The sequence below is a fragment of the Streptomyces sp. NPDC085900 genome (assembly GCF_044540925.1).
In the GTDB taxonomy this organism is placed as follows: domain Bacteria; phylum Actinomycetota; class Actinomycetes; order Streptomycetales; family Streptomycetaceae; genus Streptomyces; species Streptomyces gilvifuscus.
Window position 1 is genome coordinate 244,541 of record NZ_JBITSP010000002.1, and the last position, 15,874, is coordinate 260,414.

14 protein-coding genes are annotated in these 15,874 nt (G+C 72.0%); 7 read left to right on the forward strand and 7 right to left on the reverse strand.

What is annotated here, in order from left to right; genetic code table 11:
- Positions 1-69 precede the first annotated feature (69 nt).
- Complete coding sequence (locus tag ACIGDI_RS05905) at positions 70-864, forward strand: metal-dependent hydrolase (RefSeq protein WP_200699319.1); 795 nt, start codon at positions 70-72, stop codon at positions 862-864.
- 53 nt (positions 865-917) lie between these two features.
- Here ACIGDI_RS05905 and ACIGDI_RS05910 read toward each other — a convergent pair whose 3' ends face one another.
- The 4 genes from ACIGDI_RS05910 to ACIGDI_RS05925 form a co-directional block, all read right to left on the reverse strand.
- Positions 918-1,184: a type B 50S ribosomal protein L31 gene (locus tag ACIGDI_RS05910; protein ID WP_399891038.1), complete on the reverse strand. Its 267-nt coding sequence runs from the start codon at positions 1,182-1,184 to the stop codon at positions 918-920.
- Between the two features lie 36 nt (positions 1,185-1,220).
- Positions 1,221-1,691 carry a DUF5709 domain-containing protein gene (locus tag ACIGDI_RS05915; RefSeq protein ID WP_399891041.1) on the reverse strand — a complete coding sequence of 157 codons (471 nt, stop codon included), beginning with the start codon at positions 1,689-1,691 and terminating at the stop codon, positions 1,221-1,223.
- 291 nt (positions 1,692-1,982) lie between these two features.
- The gene (locus ACIGDI_RS05920; protein WP_399891044.1) at positions 1,983-3,764 is read right to left on the reverse strand and encodes an ABC transporter ATP-binding protein; all 1,782 of its coding nucleotides are present in this window, start codon (positions 3,762-3,764) and stop codon (positions 1,983-1,985) included.
- Positions 3,761-5,557 (reverse strand): ABC transporter transmembrane domain-containing protein, encoded by a 1,797-nt coding sequence (locus ACIGDI_RS05925; RefSeq protein ID WP_399891048.1) that lies wholly within the window; start codon positions 5,555-5,557, stop codon positions 3,761-3,763. Before ACIGDI_RS05925 ends, ACIGDI_RS05920 begins: the two co-directional genes overlap by 4 nt.
- Positions 5,558-5,690: 133 nt before the next feature.
- On the opposite strand from ACIGDI_RS05925, the gene ACIGDI_RS05930 reads away from it, so the two are divergent.
- From ACIGDI_RS05930 to ACIGDI_RS05940, 3 genes are all read left to right on the forward strand, one after another.
- Positions 5,691-6,428 (forward strand): L,D-transpeptidase family protein, encoded by a 738-nt coding sequence (locus ACIGDI_RS05930; RefSeq protein ID WP_399891051.1) that lies wholly within the window; start codon positions 5,691-5,693, stop codon positions 6,426-6,428.
- A gap of 57 nt (positions 6,429-6,485) precedes the next feature.
- Positions 6,486-8,078: a peptide-N4-asparagine amidase gene (locus tag ACIGDI_RS05935; protein WP_399891054.1), complete on the forward strand. Its 1,593-nt coding sequence runs from the start codon at positions 6,486-6,488 to the stop codon at positions 8,076-8,078.
- 180 nt (positions 8,079-8,258) lie between these two features.
- A complete protein-coding gene (locus ACIGDI_RS05940) occupies positions 8,259-9,590 on the forward strand; it encodes a cation:dicarboxylate symporter family transporter (protein WP_399891057.1) in 1,332 nt (443 codons plus the stop codon).
- 163 nt (positions 9,591-9,753) lie between these two features.
- Here the strand turns inward: ACIGDI_RS05940 and ACIGDI_RS05945 are convergent, their stop codons facing one another.
- Complete coding sequence (locus tag ACIGDI_RS05945) at positions 9,754-10,212, reverse strand: MarR family winged helix-turn-helix transcriptional regulator (RefSeq protein ID WP_399891061.1); 459 nt, start codon at positions 10,210-10,212, stop codon at positions 9,754-9,756.
- Positions 10,213-10,316: 104 nt separating this feature from the next.
- On the opposite strand from ACIGDI_RS05945, the gene ACIGDI_RS05950 reads away from it, so the two are divergent.
- Positions 10,317-12,119 carry an ABC transporter ATP-binding protein gene (locus ACIGDI_RS05950; RefSeq protein WP_399891064.1) on the forward strand — a complete coding sequence of 601 codons (1,803 nt, stop codon included), beginning with the start codon at positions 10,317-10,319 and terminating at the stop codon, positions 12,117-12,119.
- A 43-nt stretch (positions 12,120-12,162) separates the two neighbouring features.
- The gene (gene mltG / locus ACIGDI_RS05955; RefSeq protein WP_399891067.1) at positions 12,163-13,011 is read left to right on the forward strand and encodes an endolytic transglycosylase MltG; all 849 of its coding nucleotides are present in this window, start codon (positions 12,163-12,165) and stop codon (positions 13,009-13,011) included.
- Positions 13,012-13,023: 12 nt separating this feature from the next.
- Here mltG and ACIGDI_RS05960 read toward each other — a convergent pair whose 3' ends face one another.
- Positions 13,024-14,100: an NAD(P)-binding domain-containing protein gene (locus tag ACIGDI_RS05960; protein ID WP_399892948.1), complete on the reverse strand. Its 1,077-nt coding sequence runs from the start codon at positions 14,098-14,100 to the stop codon at positions 13,024-13,026.
- Between the two features lie 85 nt (positions 14,101-14,185).
- Between ACIGDI_RS05960 and ACIGDI_RS05965 the strand changes: the two genes are divergently transcribed.
- Complete coding sequence (locus ACIGDI_RS05965) at positions 14,186-14,614, forward strand: YjbQ family protein (protein ID WP_399891070.1); 429 nt, start codon at positions 14,186-14,188, stop codon at positions 14,612-14,614.
- Positions 14,615-14,640: 26 nt separating this feature from the next.
- Here ACIGDI_RS05965 and ACIGDI_RS05970 read toward each other — a convergent pair whose 3' ends face one another.
- Positions 14,641-15,864 (reverse strand): cytochrome P450, encoded by a 1,224-nt coding sequence (locus ACIGDI_RS05970; RefSeq protein WP_399891073.1) that lies wholly within the window; start codon positions 15,862-15,864, stop codon positions 14,641-14,643.
- Positions 15,865-15,874: the final 10 nt, after the last annotated feature.

Below are 15,874 nucleotides of genomic sequence, written 5' to 3' on the forward strand. Positions count from 1 at the left end.
CGCCGACGGAGCGTCAGCGCACCCGGTCAACTGGACAGCGGCACATTAGGAATGGGGCGGGGAACGGCCATGATGGGACCAGCACACTCACTGTCGGGGGCCGCGGCCTGGCTCGGCGTCGGTGCGGCGGCCGCCGCGACCGGGCACTCGATGCCCTGGCCGGTCCTCCTTGTCGGTGCCCTGATCTGCGCCGGAGCGGCCCTCGCCCCCGACCTGGACCACAAGGCGGCCACCATCTCCAGGTCCTTCGGGCCCCTGTCCCGCGGGCTGTGCGAGATCGTCGACAAGCTGTCCTACGCCGTCTACAAGTCGACAAGGAAGCAGGGCGACCCGCGCCGCTCCGGCGGCCACCGCACGCTCACCCACACCTGGCTGTGGGCGGTGCTGATCGGTGCGGGTTCGTCGGCCGCGGCCATCAGCGGCGGTCGCTGGGCGGTGCTGGCCATCCTCTTCGTCCACATGGTGCTGGCCATCGAGGGGCTGCTGTGGCGGGCGGCGCGCGGCTCCAGCAGCGACGTGCTGGTCTGGCTGCTGGCCGCGACCAGCGCCTGGATCCTCGCCGGGGTCCTGGACAAGCCGGGCAACGGCTCCCACTGGCTGTTCACCGAGCCGGGCCAGGCGTACCTGTGGTTGGGGCTGCCGATCGTGCTGGGTGCGATCGTGCACGACATCGGGGACGCGCTGACGGTCTCCGGCTGCCCGATCCTGTGGCCGATCCCGGTCGGCCGCAAGCGCTGGTACCCGGTCGGCCCGCCGAAGATCATGCGGTTCCGGGCGGGCAGCTGGGTCGAGCTGAAGGTGCTGATGCCGGCGTTCATGCTGCTGGGCGGGGTGGGCTGCGCGGCCGCCCTGAACTTCATCTGAGGCAGACGGCCCCTCACCGTGAGGGGCCGGTGGGGCGGGCGGAGCCGCGGGCCTCAGCCTTCGCCGCCCTGGCCCGACCCGCCGCCGTAGCGCCGCTCGAACTGGGCGATGCGGCCCTCCGAGTCCACGGTCCGCGCCTTGCCGGTGTAGAAGGGGTGGCTCTCCGAGGAGATCTCGACGTCCACGACCGGGTAGGTCTCGCCGTCGTCCCAGTCGATGGTCTGTTCGCTGGTGGCGGTGGACCGGGTCAGGAAGGCGTAGCCCGCGGCTCGGTCCCGGAAGACGACCGGGTGGTAGTCGGGGTGCTTGTCCTGCTGCATACGTGCTCCTCGTGCGCGGTGGGGGCGGCGGACAGGTCAGCCGTAGAGCGAGTCCTCGTCGACGATGTGCATCGCGGCCTCCTCGGCGGACGCCGCCGCGCCGTCGATGCCCACGTCGGTGGCGATCAGGGCGCTCTCCTCGTCCTCGTGCGCACCTTCGTCGGGGGCCACGAGGCGGCCGGAGCGCACGGCGCCGACCTCGTTGTCCAGCAGCTCCCCGTCGGTGCCGTCGCAGTCGCCGAGTCCGTCTCCGTCGGGCGCGACGAGGTCCGGGAGCTCCTCGGCGAGACGCTCCTCCAGCGTCTCCCCGTGGTGCCGCTCCGCCGCCGTCACGTCGGCGCGCTCCACCGCCCAGGGCCGGTCCGGCGGGGACCAGCCGCGGTCGAGGGGGTCCTCGACACCGTCGTACTCCAGGGTGTCCTCGGAGTCGAGCAGCCCGGTGTCCTCCCGCTGGTCGGATCCGTCGGGCTGGTAGACGTCGTCCCCCCATCCCTCGGCGCTGTTCACGGGGTACCTCCAGGTGCTGGGGACGGGCGCGTTCCGGGCTGGCCCGGCGTCGGGCCGCCGGTGCGCGGAGCACAGGCCGTGCCCGTGCGGACCGCAGGGTCCTCGGGACACTCCCCGAGCCGGTGCCGGTATCCAGACTTCCACTGTCGATCGGCACCGCGCAACGCCACGGCCCGAGCAGGCCGGGGACCACGGCCGACGGGCCCGCGCGGCACCTGCCGCGCCCACGCGGCCCCACCACCCGGGGTCCCCGCCCCGCCAACCCCCGTCCGGCGGCCTCCCGCTCCGGCCTCACCCGTGCCAGGACCGCCACAGCGCCGCGTAGGCCCCCTGAGCGGCGACCAGCTCGTCGTGGCTGCCGAGCTCGCTGATGCGGCCGTTCTCGACGACGGCGATCACGTCCGCGTCGTGCGCGGTGTGCAGACGGTGGGCGATGGCGACCACCGTGCGCCCGTCGAGGACGCGGGCGAGGGAGCGCTCCAGATGCCGGGCCGCACGCGGGTCCAGCAGGGACGTCGCCTCGTCCAGGACCAGCGTGTGCGGGTCCGCGAGCACCAGGCGGGCCAGCGCGATCTGCTGGGCCTGGGCCGGGGTGAGCGCCAGGCCCCCGGAGCCGACCTCGGTTTCCAGACCGTCGTCCAGCGCCCTCGCCCAGGCGTCCGCGTCGACCGCTCCCAGGGCGGCCCACAGCTCGGCGTCGTCGGCGTCGGTCCGGGCGAGCAGGAGGTTGTCGCGCAGGGAGCCCACGAAGACGTGGTGCTCCTGGTTGACGAGGGCCACATGGGAGCGGACGCGTTCGGCGGGCATCCGGGACAGTTCCGCGCCGCCGAGGGCGACCTGTCCGGTCCGCGGGGCGTAGATCCCGGCGAGCAGCCGGCCCAGGGTGGACTTGCCGGCGCCCGAGGGGCCGACCAGTGCCAGCCGGGTGCCGGGAGCGACGTCCAGGGACACCTGGCGCAGTACGTCCACGCCCTCGCGGTAGCCGAAGTGCACCCGGTCGGCGTGGAGGTCACGGCCGTCCGGGGAGAGCGCGTCCTCCCCGGCGTCGGGTTCGATGTCCCGGACCCCGACGAGGCGGGCCAGCGAGACCTGGGCGACCTGGAGTTCGTCGTACCAGCGCAGGATGAGGTTCACCGGGTCGACGAGCATCTGCGCGATCAGCGCGCCCGTGGTCAGCTGGCCCACGCCGATCCAGCCCCGCAGGACGAACCAGCCGCCGATCATCAGCACCGAGGCGAGGACCGTCACATGGGTGAGGTTGATGACCGGGAAGAGCACCGACCGCAGCCACAGGGTGTAGCGCTCCCAGGCGGTCCACTCGCGCACCCGGCGGTCCGACAGCTCGACCCGGCGGGCGCCCAGGCGATGGGCCTCGACCGTGCGGCCGGCGTCGACCGTCTCGGCGAGGGCGGCGGCCACCGCGGCGTAGCCCGCGGCCTCGGAGCGGTAGCCGTGGGGCGCCCGCTTGTAGTACCAGCGGCAGCCGATCACCAGCAGCGGCACGGCCACCAGTACGGCGGGCGCCAGCGGCGGCACCGTGACGACGAGGCCGCCGAGCAGCAGCACCGCCCACACCACGCCGATCGCCAGCTGCGGCACGGCCTCGCGCATCGCGTTGGCGAGCCGGTCGATGTCGGTGGTGATGCGGGAGAGCAGGTCGCCCGTGCCGGCCCGTTCCAGGACGCCCGGCGGCAGTCCGACGGACCGCACCAGGAAGTCCTCGCGCAGGTCGGCCAGCATCCGCTCACCGAGCATCGCGCCGCGCAGCCGCACCTGCCGCACGAAGACGGCCTGCACGGCGAGCGCGAGCACGAACAGCGAGACGGTGAGGGGGAGATGGAGTTCCCGCGCACCGTCCGACACCCGCTCCACGAGGTCGCCGAGCAGCCACGGGCCCGCCAGCGAGGCGAGGACGGACGCCGTGTTGACGGCGATCAGGACCAGGAAGGCACGGCGGTGCCGGCGGAACAGCTCGGCCACGTAGGCGCGTACGGTCGCCGGGGCGCCGACGGGCAGGGTGTTCGCCGTGGTCGGGGCCGCCGGATCGTAGGCCGGTGGCGCCACGCCGATCATGCTGTCTCCTCGATCTCTTCCAGTGCGTTCAGTTCCTCGAGCGCGCCGTTCAGGGCGGCCTCTTCGTCGGTCTCGCGGGTCACGACGGCCCGGTACCGGGGTTTGGTGTGTACCAGTTCCCGGTGCACGCCGATCGCCGTCACCTCGCCCTCGTGCACGAGCACGACCCGTTCCGCGCGGTCCAGCAGCAGCGGCGAGGAGGTGAAGACCACCGTCGTGCGCCCCTGCCGCACAGCGCGCAGTCCCTCCGCGATCCGCGCCTCGGTGTGCGAGTCCACGGCCGAGGTCGGCTCGTCCAGGACCAGCACCTCGGGGTCGGTGACCAGCGAACGGGCCAGGGCGAGCCGCTGGCGCTGCCCGCCGGACAGGGACCGTCCGCGTTCGGTGATCCGGATGTCCATCGGGTCCTCGGCGTTCAACGACCCCTGCGCCAGGGCCTCCAGGACGTCCGCGCACTGGGCGGCCGCCAACGCGTCCCGCGCGCCGACGGCACCGGAGGCGGGCACGTCCAGCAGTTCGCGCAGCGAGCCGGACAGCAGTACCGGGTCCTTGTCCTGGACCAGCACGGTCGCGCGGGCGGTGTCCAGGGGCAGTTCGTCGAGGGGCACCCCGCCCAGCAGCACCGACGTGCCCGGCTCGGCGGGGTGTCCGCCCAGCCGTTCGGCGAGCAGTCCCGCCGCGTCCGGGTCGCCGCACACCACCGCGGTGAGCCGGCCGGCCGGGGCCAGCAGACCGGTCGCGGGGTCGTACAGGTCGCCGGCCGGTGCGTCGCCCTGCCGCGCGCCCCCCGTGTCCGTGGCCCGTTCGAGCGACAGCACTCGGGCCGCCCGCTTGGCCGACGGCCGCGAGAAGGAGTACGCCATCGCGATCTCCTCGAAGTGGCGCAGTGGGTAGGTCAGGACCATCACCGAGCTGTAGACGGTGACCAGTTCACCGATGGTGATGCGGCCCTGCCGGGCCAGGTGGACGCCGTACCAGACCACGGCGATCAGCAGCAGACCCGGCAGCAGGACCTGGATCGCGGAGATCAGGGACCACATGCGGGCGCTGCGCACGGCGGCGTGGCGGACCTCCTGGGAGGCGCGGCGGTAGCGGTCGAGGAAGAGTTCCTCGCCGCCGATGCCGCGCAGCACGCGCAGGCCGGCGACGGTGTCCGAGGCCAGTTCGGTGGCCCGTCCGGCCTTCTCGCGCTGGACGTCGGCCCGCCGGGTGGCGCGGGGCAGCAGCGGCAGCACCGCCACCGCCAGCAGCGGCAGACCGGCGGCGACCAGCACGCCGAGCGCGGGCTGGTAGACCAGCAGGGCGACGCAGACCAGGACGACGGTCGTGGCCGCCGCGGTGAACCGGGAGACGGCCTCGACGAACCAGCCGATCTTCTCGACGTCGCCGGTGGACACGGCCACGACCTCGCCGGCCGCGACCCGCCGGGTCAGGGCCGAGCCGAGTACGGCGGCCTTGCGTGCGAGCAGTTGCTGGACGCGGGCGGCGGCCGTGATCCAGTTGGTGACGGCGGCGCGGTGCAGGAAGGTGTCGCCCACCGCGACGCACACGCCGGCGAGCAGCAACAGCCCGCCGGTCAGCGCCAGTCGGCGGCCGGAGCGGTCGACCACGGCCTGCACGGCGAGGCCCACGCAGAACGGCAGCGCGGAGACGGCCACGAAGTGCAGCAGCCCCCAGGCCAGGGCCTTGAACTGGCCGCCCAGTTGGTTGCGGCCCAGCCACCACAGGAACCGGGGACCCGAGCGCGCGTCCGGCACGCCCGGATCGGGATACGGAAGGTCTTGGATCTGCATGACGACTGTCGTCCCAGTGGCTCGTGGCAGGGGTGGGTGGAAACCGCGTTCGGCGGCAGCAAACCGTGACAGGTTCGCCTCGCAGCGTGGTCAATGGCAAACGGTTTTCCCCGCCGCCGTACAAAATGGGGCGATGCGAATGAACGGTGTGCCGCGCGCGGCGATCGCGTTGGCGGCCACGGGAACACTTCTCGCCGCACTGGCGGCATGCGGCGGCGCCCGGCACGGCGGGACCCCACCACGAACCGGACGGACGGGGGCCGCCGGGAAGGCGGCCGACATCCCCGCGCACCGCGGCATCCCGGGGGTCGGCGAGCGGCTGGGGCGGCGCATTCCCGCCGACACCGGCCAGGTCGTCGCCGTCTACGGAGAGGGCAGGGACTCGCCCGACTCGAAGGTCGTCCTGTACACGAAGCGCGGCTCGGCCTGGGAGGAGACGCGCAGTTGGCCGGCGCACAACGGCAAGAAGGGCTGGACGGCCGACCATCACGAGGGCGATCGGCGCAGCCCCGTCGGCGTGTTCACCCTCACCGACGCGGGCGGTGTCCTGCCGGATCCCGGTGCCCGGCTGCCGTACACGCGGGACGCGTCCTTCGCGGCCCCGCGCTGGTGGGCCGAGTCGCACTGGCACGACTTCGACTACGTCATCGCCATCGACTACAATCGCGTCAAGGGCGCTCCGCCCAACGACCCGGCCCGGCCCGAGGGCCAGTCCAAGGGCGGCGGCATCTGGCTGCACATGGACCACGGCAGCGGCACCTCGGCCTGCGTCAGCCTGTCCAGGCCGGCGATGGAGTACCTGCTGCGCACGCTGGACCCCGACCGCCATCCGGTGGTGGTGATGGGGGACAGGGCCGGCCTGGAAAGCTAGCCCCCGCGCCGGAGGCGTCATTGCCACACGGTGCCGACTCGCCGTAGAACACCGGCCATGAAGAGACGGATCGTCATGTCCATGCTTGCCGGAGCGACCCTCCTGGCGAGCACCCTCCTCGGGGCCGCCCCGGCGCAGTCCGCCGACGTCCCCGCCGAGTTCGGCACCGACTGGCACGACCCGGTGACCGCGGCACCGCCGATCGAGAAGCCGTCCGGCAAGTCCTGCCAAGTCACCCTCGCCGAGGCGCAGTTCCGGGACTTCACCCCCTACCGGGGCACGTACACCCCGCCGAAGGGCTGCGGCGACCGCTGGAGCAAGGTCGTGCTGCGGCTCGACGGCAAGGTCAAGGGCCGGCAGTACGACCGGCTCGGCTATCTGCACGTCGGCGGGGTCGAGATCCTGCGCACCTCCACGCCGGAGCCGTCGCCCGACGGCATCGCGTGGTCCGTCGAGAAGGACGTCACGCGCTACAGCGACACCTTCCGCGGCAAGCAGGACGTCGAGATGCTCATCGGGAACGTCGTCGACGACACCTACACAGGCGTCATCGACGTCAAGGTGACGCTGACCTTCTACGCCGGGAAGCCGGCCGCCGCCCCCGACCGCGTTCTCACCCTCGGCGAGGGCAACACCCTGACCACGCCGCGCAACAGCGAACGCATTCTCGCCGAGGTGTACGCCACCGGATCGGGCGGCGGCTGCGAGGAGTTCTGGTACCTGGCGGTGCCGGACAAGGCGCCGTACTCCTGCCAGGCCGACGGCGGACCCTACCGTGAGGTGCAGATCAAGGTCGACGGGCAACTGGCCGGAATCGCCGCGCCGTTCCCGCACGTGTGGACCGGCGGCTGGTCGAACCCCTTCCTCTGGTACGTCGTTCCGGGCCCGCGGGCCTTCGACGTCAAGCCGATCGAGTACGACCTCACCCCCTTCGCCGGGCTCCTGAACGACGGCCGGCCGCACCGCGTCGACGTCTCGGTCGTCGGCGTGCCCGAGGGGCAGAGCGGCTGGAGCGCGCCGGTGGACGTGCTCGTGTGGCAGGACGCGAAGAGCGCCCAGGTGACCGGGAAGCTCACCGTGCACAAGGCCGGTGACCTCGCCAACTCCTCCACCTACACGGCCGGTTCACCGGAGCGGGTGGACACCGACGCCGCTCACCGGCTGACCGTGGCCGGGTACGTGGACACCTCCCACGGCCGGGTGACGACGACCGTCAGCCGCTCGCTCGCGAACACTTCGAAGCACGTGTGGACCGACGGGGAGAACACGGACGCCCTCGACGCCACGTGGACGGACGACGAGTCGGTCACCGTCGACGGCCGCGGGCCGGCCCGGACGACGGCCACGCACCGGACGTACACCATGGACGGCTCGATCACGATCGGCGCGGACGACCGGCTGCGTACCGTGCTGTCGCTCGGCGACCGGGCCGCGGTCCTCTCGTCGTCCGGCGGACGGCGGACCGTCCGGTCGCGCCTCGACGACACCGTCTCCGGCGACGCCGCCTGGACGCTGAACGTGCCGCGCGACCAGCGCCACGCGGTCGGCACGACGAGCGAGCGCTACCGGCTGTACGGCTCCGGCGGCTGCTACGACCGCACCCTCACCGCCGTCCAGGGGGTGCTCACCGAGGATCGGAACGACTGCTGAGGCGGGTGTGTGCGGTGCGCCACATGCGGTGTGATTTACGGGGCTGAAACACGCAGTTCGCTTGCGTGATCAACGGCACCTCCAGAGTGATCGGCACGGAAGCCGCTTTCCGTATCGCAGAAGTAACCGCTCTCCCCCCGGGACTTCTGCGTGACCGCCGTCCCCCCTCAAGGAGTGCCCGTGCCGTCGTCCGTCCCCTCCACCCCGCGACGCCTCGCACGCACGCTGCGTACCTCGTTGTTCGCGCAGGTCCTCTGCGCGCTCGTACTCGGAATCGTCGTCGGGCGGCTGTGGCCCGGCTTCGCCGCGGATCTGCAGCCGCTCGGCGACGGTTTCACCCGGCTCATCAAGACGATCATCTCGCCGCTGGTGTTCTGCGTGGTCGTCGTCGGCATCGCGAAGGCCGGTGACCTGAAGGCGTTCGGCCGGATCGGGCTGAAGGCGCTCGTCTGGTTCGAGGTCGCCAGCACGCTCGCCCTGATCATCGGGCTCCTCGCCGCCAATGTCGTCCAGCCCGGCTCGGGCATGCACGTCGACCCGTCCACGCTCAGCGCCAAGGCGGTCGACGAGAAGACCGGCGGCGGATCGCTGCCGTCGACGACCGAGTTCGTCCTGAACGCGCTCCCGACCAGTTTCGTCGGCGCCTTCGCCGAGAACTCCCTGCTCCAGGTGCTCGTCCTGGCCTGTCTGGTCGGCGCCGCGCTGCTGCACCTCGGCCATGCCAGGGTCCCGCAGGTACTTCCCGCGATCGAGCAGGCGCAGGAGGTCGTCTTCGCCGTCGTCGGTTTCGTCATGCGGCTCGCCCCGATCGCCGTGTTCGGCGCGATGGCCGTCCTGATCGGCCAGTACGGGCTCGGTGTGATCGAGACGTACGCCAAGCTGATCGTTCTCTGCTACGCCGCCGCCGCGCTGTTCGTCGTCCTGCTCGCCGTCGCCCTGCGCGTGGTCACCGGGCTGAGCCTGTGGAAGTTCCTGCGCTACATCCGCGAGGAGATGCTGCTGGCGCTCGGCACCGCGTCCACCGAGTCCGTGCTGCCGCGCGTGATGCAGAAGCTGCGGCGGGCCGGCGCCCGCGACGATGCCGTGGGCCTGGTGCTTCCCACCGGCTACTCCTTCAACCTCGACGGCGCCTCGCTCTACCTCTCCATCGGCACCCTGTTCATCGCCCAGGCCGTCGGCGTGGACCTGAGCCCCGGCCAGCAGATCACCGTGGTCGTGGTGCTGATGCTCACCAGCAAGGGCATGGCCGGCATCCCCGGTTCGGCCTTCCTCGCCCTGTCCGCCACGGCGAGTTCGCTGGGCGCGATCCCGGCCGGCGCGGTGGCGCTGCTGCTGGGCGTGGACCGGATCATGGACTCGATGCGGGTGGTGACGAACCTGCTCGGCAACTGTGTCGCGGTGTTCGCGGTGGCGCGGTGGGAGGGGGCGCTGGATCTGGAGCGGGCGAGGAAGGTGCTGGACGGCGAGGCCGTCGCCGGCGAGGAGGCGGTGCCGGTGGCCGTGGCCCAGTAGCCAAGGGGTTCCTGTTTCGCGGCGGGCGCGGGTGGTCGGTGGCCGGTCGCGCAGTTCCCCGCGCCCCTCAAGGGACATGCAGTGGTCCCACCTCAGTGGCGCGGGGAACTGCGCGACCAGCCCCACGCACCCGCGCCCGCCGACGTGCCGCACCCGGCGGACGCTATCCGCAGTGCCGTCCGCCCTCCGGCGCCCCGTCCACCAGCGTGTCCAGCAACCCGCCCAGCACCTCGCGCTGCTCCTTGGTCAGCGGCGCGAGGATCTCCTGCGCGGCCGACCTCCGCGCGCTCCGCAGCTCGCGCAGCGCCTTGCGGCCGTCGTCCGTGACCTCGATCCGGATCACCCGGCGATTCGTCGGGTCCGGCACCCGGCGTACCTTGCCGCTCGCCTCGAGGCCGTCGACCAGCGAGGTCACCGCCCGCGGGACCACCTCCAGGCGCTCGGCGAGATCGGCCATGCGCGGTGGTGTGCTGTAGTGCGCCAGGGTGCGCAGCAGCCGGGACTGGGCCGGGGTGACCCCCAGGCCGCACTGCTCGACGTGCCACTTCTGGATGCGGTGGACCCGGCGGGTGAAGCGCAGCAGCTGCTCGGCGAGCAGGCCGTCGGGATCGGGGGTGGTCATGCCGGGAACAATATCAGGAAGAAGTTCATTGTGAGCATAGGTAACAATGAGCTAAGCTCCGCAAGTCTTCGTCCTCACCGTTCCCTCACCTCACGCAGGAGCCCATGCATCCCGATCGAGAACCCCGCTGGACACCGCCGGCCGACGCCAAGGAGCAACCCCGGCAGGTGCGCCGCATCCTGAACCTCTTCCGTCCCTACCGGGGACGCCTGGCGATCGTCGGCCTCCTGGTCGGCGCCGCGTCCCTCGTCTCCGTGGCCACGCCCTTCCTGCTGAAAGCGACCCTCGACGTCGCCATCCCGCAGGGCCGCACGGGCCTGCTCAGCCTGCTCGCGCTCGGCATGATCGCCAGCGCCGTGCTCACCAGCGTCTTCGGCGTGCTGCAGACGCTGATCTCCACGACCGTCGGCCAGCGCGTCATGCACGATCTGCGCACCTCGGTCTACGGCCGCCTGCAGCGCATGTCGCTGGCCTTCTTCACGCGCACGCGCACCGGCGAGGTGCAGTCCCGCATCGCCAACGACATCGGTGGCATGCAGGCCACCGTCACCTCGACCGCCACCTCCCTGGTCTCCAACGTGACCAGCGTGGTCGCCACGATCGTCGCGATGGTCGCCCTCGACTGGCGCCTGACCCTCGTCTCCTTGCTGCTGCTCCCGGTCTTCGTCTGGATCAGCCGCCGCGTCGGCAACGAACGCAAGAAGATCACCACGCAGCGCCAGAAGCAGATGGCCGCGATGGCCGCCACGGTCACCGAGTCGCTCTCCGTCAGCGGCATCCTGCTCGGCCGCACCATGGGCCGCTCCGACTCGCTGACGCAGTCCTTCGCCGAGGAGTCCGAGGGCCTGGTCGACCTCGAAGTGCGGTCGAACATGGCCGGGCGCTGGCGCATGGCCGTCATCACGATCGTCATGGCCGCCATGCCGGCCGTCATCTACTGGACCGCGGGCATCGCGCTCCAGGCGGGCGGCCCCGACATCTCCATCGGCACGATCGTCGCCTTCGTCTCCCTCCAGCAGGGCCTGTTCCGGCCGTCCGTGAGCCTGTTGTCGACCGGCGTGCAGATCCAGAGCTCGCTCGCGCTCTTCCAGCGCATCTTCGAGTACCTGGACCTGCCCATCGACATCACCGAGCGGGACGAGCCGGTCCACCTCGACCGGATCAAGGGCGAGGTCCGCTTCGAGGATGTCGAGTTCCGCTACGACGACCAGGGCGCCCCCATCCTCGACGGCATCGACATCGCCGTCCCGGCCGGCAGCAGCCTCGCGGTCGTCGGTCCGACCGGCGCCGGCAAGTCGACGCTCGGCTATCTCGTCCCGCGGCTGTACGACGTCACCGGAGGCCGGGTCACCCTGGACGGTGTGGACGTGCGCGACCTCGACTTCGACACCCTGGCCCGCGCGGTCGGCGTCGTCTCCCAGGAGACGTACCTCTTCCACGCCTCCGTCGCGGACAACCTCCGCTTCGCCAAGCCCGACGCCACCGACGACGAGCTGCACGCGGCGGCGAAGGCGGCCCAGATCCACGACCACATCGCGGCCCTGCCCGACGGCTACGACACGGTCGTCGGCGAGCGCGGCCACCGCTTCTCCGGCGGCGAGAAGCAGCGCCTGGCCATCGCCCGCACCATCCTGCGCGATCCGCCGGTGCTCATCCTCGACGAGGCGACCAGCGCCCTGGACACGCGCACCGAGGCGGCCGTCCAGGAGGCGATCGACGCCCTGTCCGCCAACCGCACCACGCTGACCATCGCCCACCGCCTGTCCACCGTCCGCGCCGCCGACCAGATCGTGGTCCTCGACTCCGGGCGGGTGGCCGAGCGGGGCACACACGAGCAACTGCTGGACCGCGACGGCCGGTACGCGGCGCTGGTACGCCGGGATGCCCAACTGGAACCGACAAGCTGAAAATATGCCGGGATTGTGACGATATGCGGGTTAACGTGCCCGCATGTACCTGAACACTCCGCCACGGAGAACGATTCGACTGACGCGCAGGGGCCGGCTCGCCCTCATCGCGACCGGAGCCGTCGTGGCCGGCACCGCCGTGGCGGTGCCGCTGCTGAGCCTGGAGAGCGAGAAGGACGTCAAGCCCTCGTCCCTGGTGATCCCGGAGGGCTGGCGTGCGGGGCAGGTCTACGACGCCGTGGACAAGGCACTCGCCCTGCCTCCCGGCAGCACCAGGAACTCGCTGGCCAAGGCCAAGCTGAAGCTCCCGAGCGATGCCGAGGGCAACCCGGAGGGCTACCTCTTCCCGGCGACGTACCCGCTGCAGCTGAGCGGCAAGAAGGCGACGCCCGAGACCCTGCTGTCGTTCATGGTCGACACCGCCGACAAGAAGTTCAACGGCGCCCCGGTCGCGGCCGGTGCTCAGCGCAACGCGATGAACGTCTACCAGGCGGTCACCATCGCCAGCATCGTGCAGGCCGAGGCCGCCTCCAAGGCGGACATGGCCAAGGTGGCCCGGGTCATCTTCAACCGGCTCGAGCGCGGGATGCCGCTGCAGATGGACTCCACCATCAACTACGCGCTCAACCGCTCCACGCTCAGGACGCACACCAACGACACCCGGATCGACAGCCCGTACAACTCCTACCAGCGCATGGGCCTGCCGCCCACGCCCATCGACAACCCGGGCGAGGAAGCGATGCGCGCCGCGATCAACCCGGCGCCGGGGGACTGGCTGTACTTCGTGACGGTCAAGCCCGGCGACACCCGTTTCACCGCCGACTTCGCCCAACACCAGCGCAACGTGGCCGAGTTCAACGCCCTTCGGAAGAGCGCGAGCCCGGCCAGGTGAACCGGCGGAGCGTCAGGCGGCCACCGGCTCGTTCGCCAGCAGCCGCCTGATGTCCCGTACGGCCGCACGGCCGGCCCGGTTGGCGCCGATGGTGCTGGCCGACGGGCCGTAGCCGACGAGATGGACGCGCGGGTCGGCCACCGCGCGCGTGCCGTCGACGCGGATACCGCCGCCGGGCTCGCGCAGCCGCAGCGGCGCCAGGTGGTCGATGGCCGCCCGGAACCCGGTGGCCCACAGAATGACGTCCGCCTCGACGTGCCGTCCGTCGGCCCACGCCACGCCGTCGGGCGTGACCCGGTCGAACATGGGCCGGCGGTCGAGGACCCCGTCCGCGATGCCCTGCCGGATCGCGTCGTTGAGCGGCAGCCCGGTCACCGAGACCACGCTCCGCGGCGGCAGCCCCTGACGCACTCGCTCCTCCACCAGCGCGACCGCCGCACGGCCCACCTCCTCGGTGAAGGGGCCCTCCCGGAAGACGGGCGGACGCCGGGTCACCCAGGTGGTGGCGGCCGCGTGGCCGGCGATCTCCAGCAGGTGCTGGGTGCCCGAGGCCCCGCCGCCCACCACGACCACCCGCCTGCCCGCGAACCACTCGGGCCCGGGGTACTGCGCGGTGTGCAACTGCCGTCCCCGGAAGGTCTCCTGGCCCGGATAGCGCGGCCAGAACGGCCGGTCCCAGGTGCCGGTGGCGTTGATCAGCGCCCGCGTGGACCAGCTGCCGTCCGAGGTCTCGACGAGCAGCCGCCCGCCCTCGCCCTCGCGCACGGCCCGCACGTCGACGGGCCGGTGCACGCGCAGGTCGAAGCGGCGCTCGTAGGCCGCGAAGTACTCGGTGATCACCTCGGCGGACGGGCGCGCGGGATCGGCGTCCGTCAGCTCCATGCCGGGCAGCGAGTGCATCCCGTGGACCTTGCCGTACGTCAGCGACGGCCAGCGGAACTGCCAGGCTCCGCCCGGCCCGGGGGAGTGGTCGAGGACGACGAAGTCCCGCTCCGGTTCGAAACCGGTGCGGCGCAGATGGTAGGCGCTGGACAGACCGGCCTGGCCGGCACCCGTGACGACGACCTCGACCTCGCGCGTGTTGTTCACGTTTCTACCAACCCGGGGGAGGTCGAGGATCTTCCCCCGATCGGTCCCGGGCGCGCGGAACGGCACATGGGTGAGGATGGGGGGCATGTCAGATGCCTTCACCACCCGAGTCCTGAACATCACCACCGGCTCCACGGAGAGGGTGGCCGACCTGACCCGAGACTGCGAGGCCTTCCTGCGCGAGGTGGCCCGCGGGCGCGACGGCCTGCTGAACCTCTTCGTGCCCCATGCCACCGCCGGCATCGCGATCATCGAGACCGGCGCCGGCAGCGACGACGACCTCCTCGCCGCCCTGCACACCATCCTCCCGGCCGACGACCGCTGGCAGCACCGCCACGGCAGCCCCGGCCACGGACGCGACCACGTCCTGCCGGCCTTCGTACCTCCCCATGCGACGCTGCCCGTGGTGGACGGCGGACTGGAGCTGGGGACCTGGCAGTCGGTGTGCCTGGTGGACACCAACAGGGACAACGCCGACCGGAAGGTGCGCCTCACCTTCCTGGCGGGCTCCTGACGGACCGGCCGCACCCGGCGGCGCCGTCACCGGAGGGTCAGCCGGCCGCGGAAGTTCTCCGGCACCGGTGCGAAGCGCAGCGCCATCGTGATCCCGTCCGGCCTGCGGACCGTCAGGCGGTAGCGCGTGCACAGCAGGTGACACAGGACCATCAATTGGAACGTGCCGACGTTGGCGCCGACGCACTTCTTCGGCGCCCAGCCGAACGGCACGTAACTCGTGCGGTCCGCCGGTCCGTGCGGGGCGCCCGGGAGGAAGCGGTCCGGGTCGAAGACGTCGGGCTGCTTCCAGACCCGTTCGTCGCGGTGGATGAGGTGCGGGCTCAGCAGGTACCACTGCCCCGGCTCCAGCCGGGCGCCGCCCAGGTCGAACGCGTACGTGGAGCGCCGCACCAGCAGCAATGGCGGGCTCCACAACCGCAGCACCTCCTTCACGAACCGGTGGGTCACCGGGGCCACCCGGGTGGGCGCCGTACGGAACTCCACCGGATCGACGGCACACAGTTCGTCCGCGAGCCGGCGCTGCCACTCGGGATGCCGTACGAACTCGTACAGCAGGCTCGCCGCGGCGGTGCCGGGCGGGCCGCCGATCGCGGTCAGGACGGTGGTCACGACGTCCAGCGCGCGGTCCATGCCGAGTTCCGGCAGCAGGTCCACGAAGGGGTCGGCGAGGTCCGGCTCACGTCGGCGCCGTCCGTCGGCGCGCTGCCGCAGGACCCGCCGCACCACCAGGCCCGCGCGGATCTGGACCACGATGTGACGCAGGTGGTGCCAGGGGCCGCCCGGCTCGGGCGAGACCAGCCGCGAAAGCTTCATCTCCAGGTCCCGGCGGACCAGAGCCTCCTCGGCGGAGGTGAGGCCGTCGAGCGCGACGGGCAGCAGCGAGCGCAGCGTCACGTCCTGCATCAGCATGGTCAGGTCGACGTCCTCCCCGAGCCGCTCGTCCATGATCCGTTCCATGCGCTCCACCAGCAGACCTTGGTGCTCGGCCGTGGCGAGGGCGTGCAGGCGGGTCATCCAGGCGGAGCGGACCCGGCTCCACAGGATCTCGGGGCTGCGTCGCCGGCGCAGCAGGTCGACCAGGCGGTCGTGCATGACGTACCGGTGCCAGTTCGTGGCGCTGACCCGGCGCGCCGCCTCCGGTTCGAACACGCCGAGCCGCTGGTCGTCGAACTGGAAGATCCCGTTCTCCCGCGCGCTGCGCCGCCTTATGGAGTGCAGGAAGTCCTCGGGGTGCTGCGGGGTGGTCATCGTGAGCGTT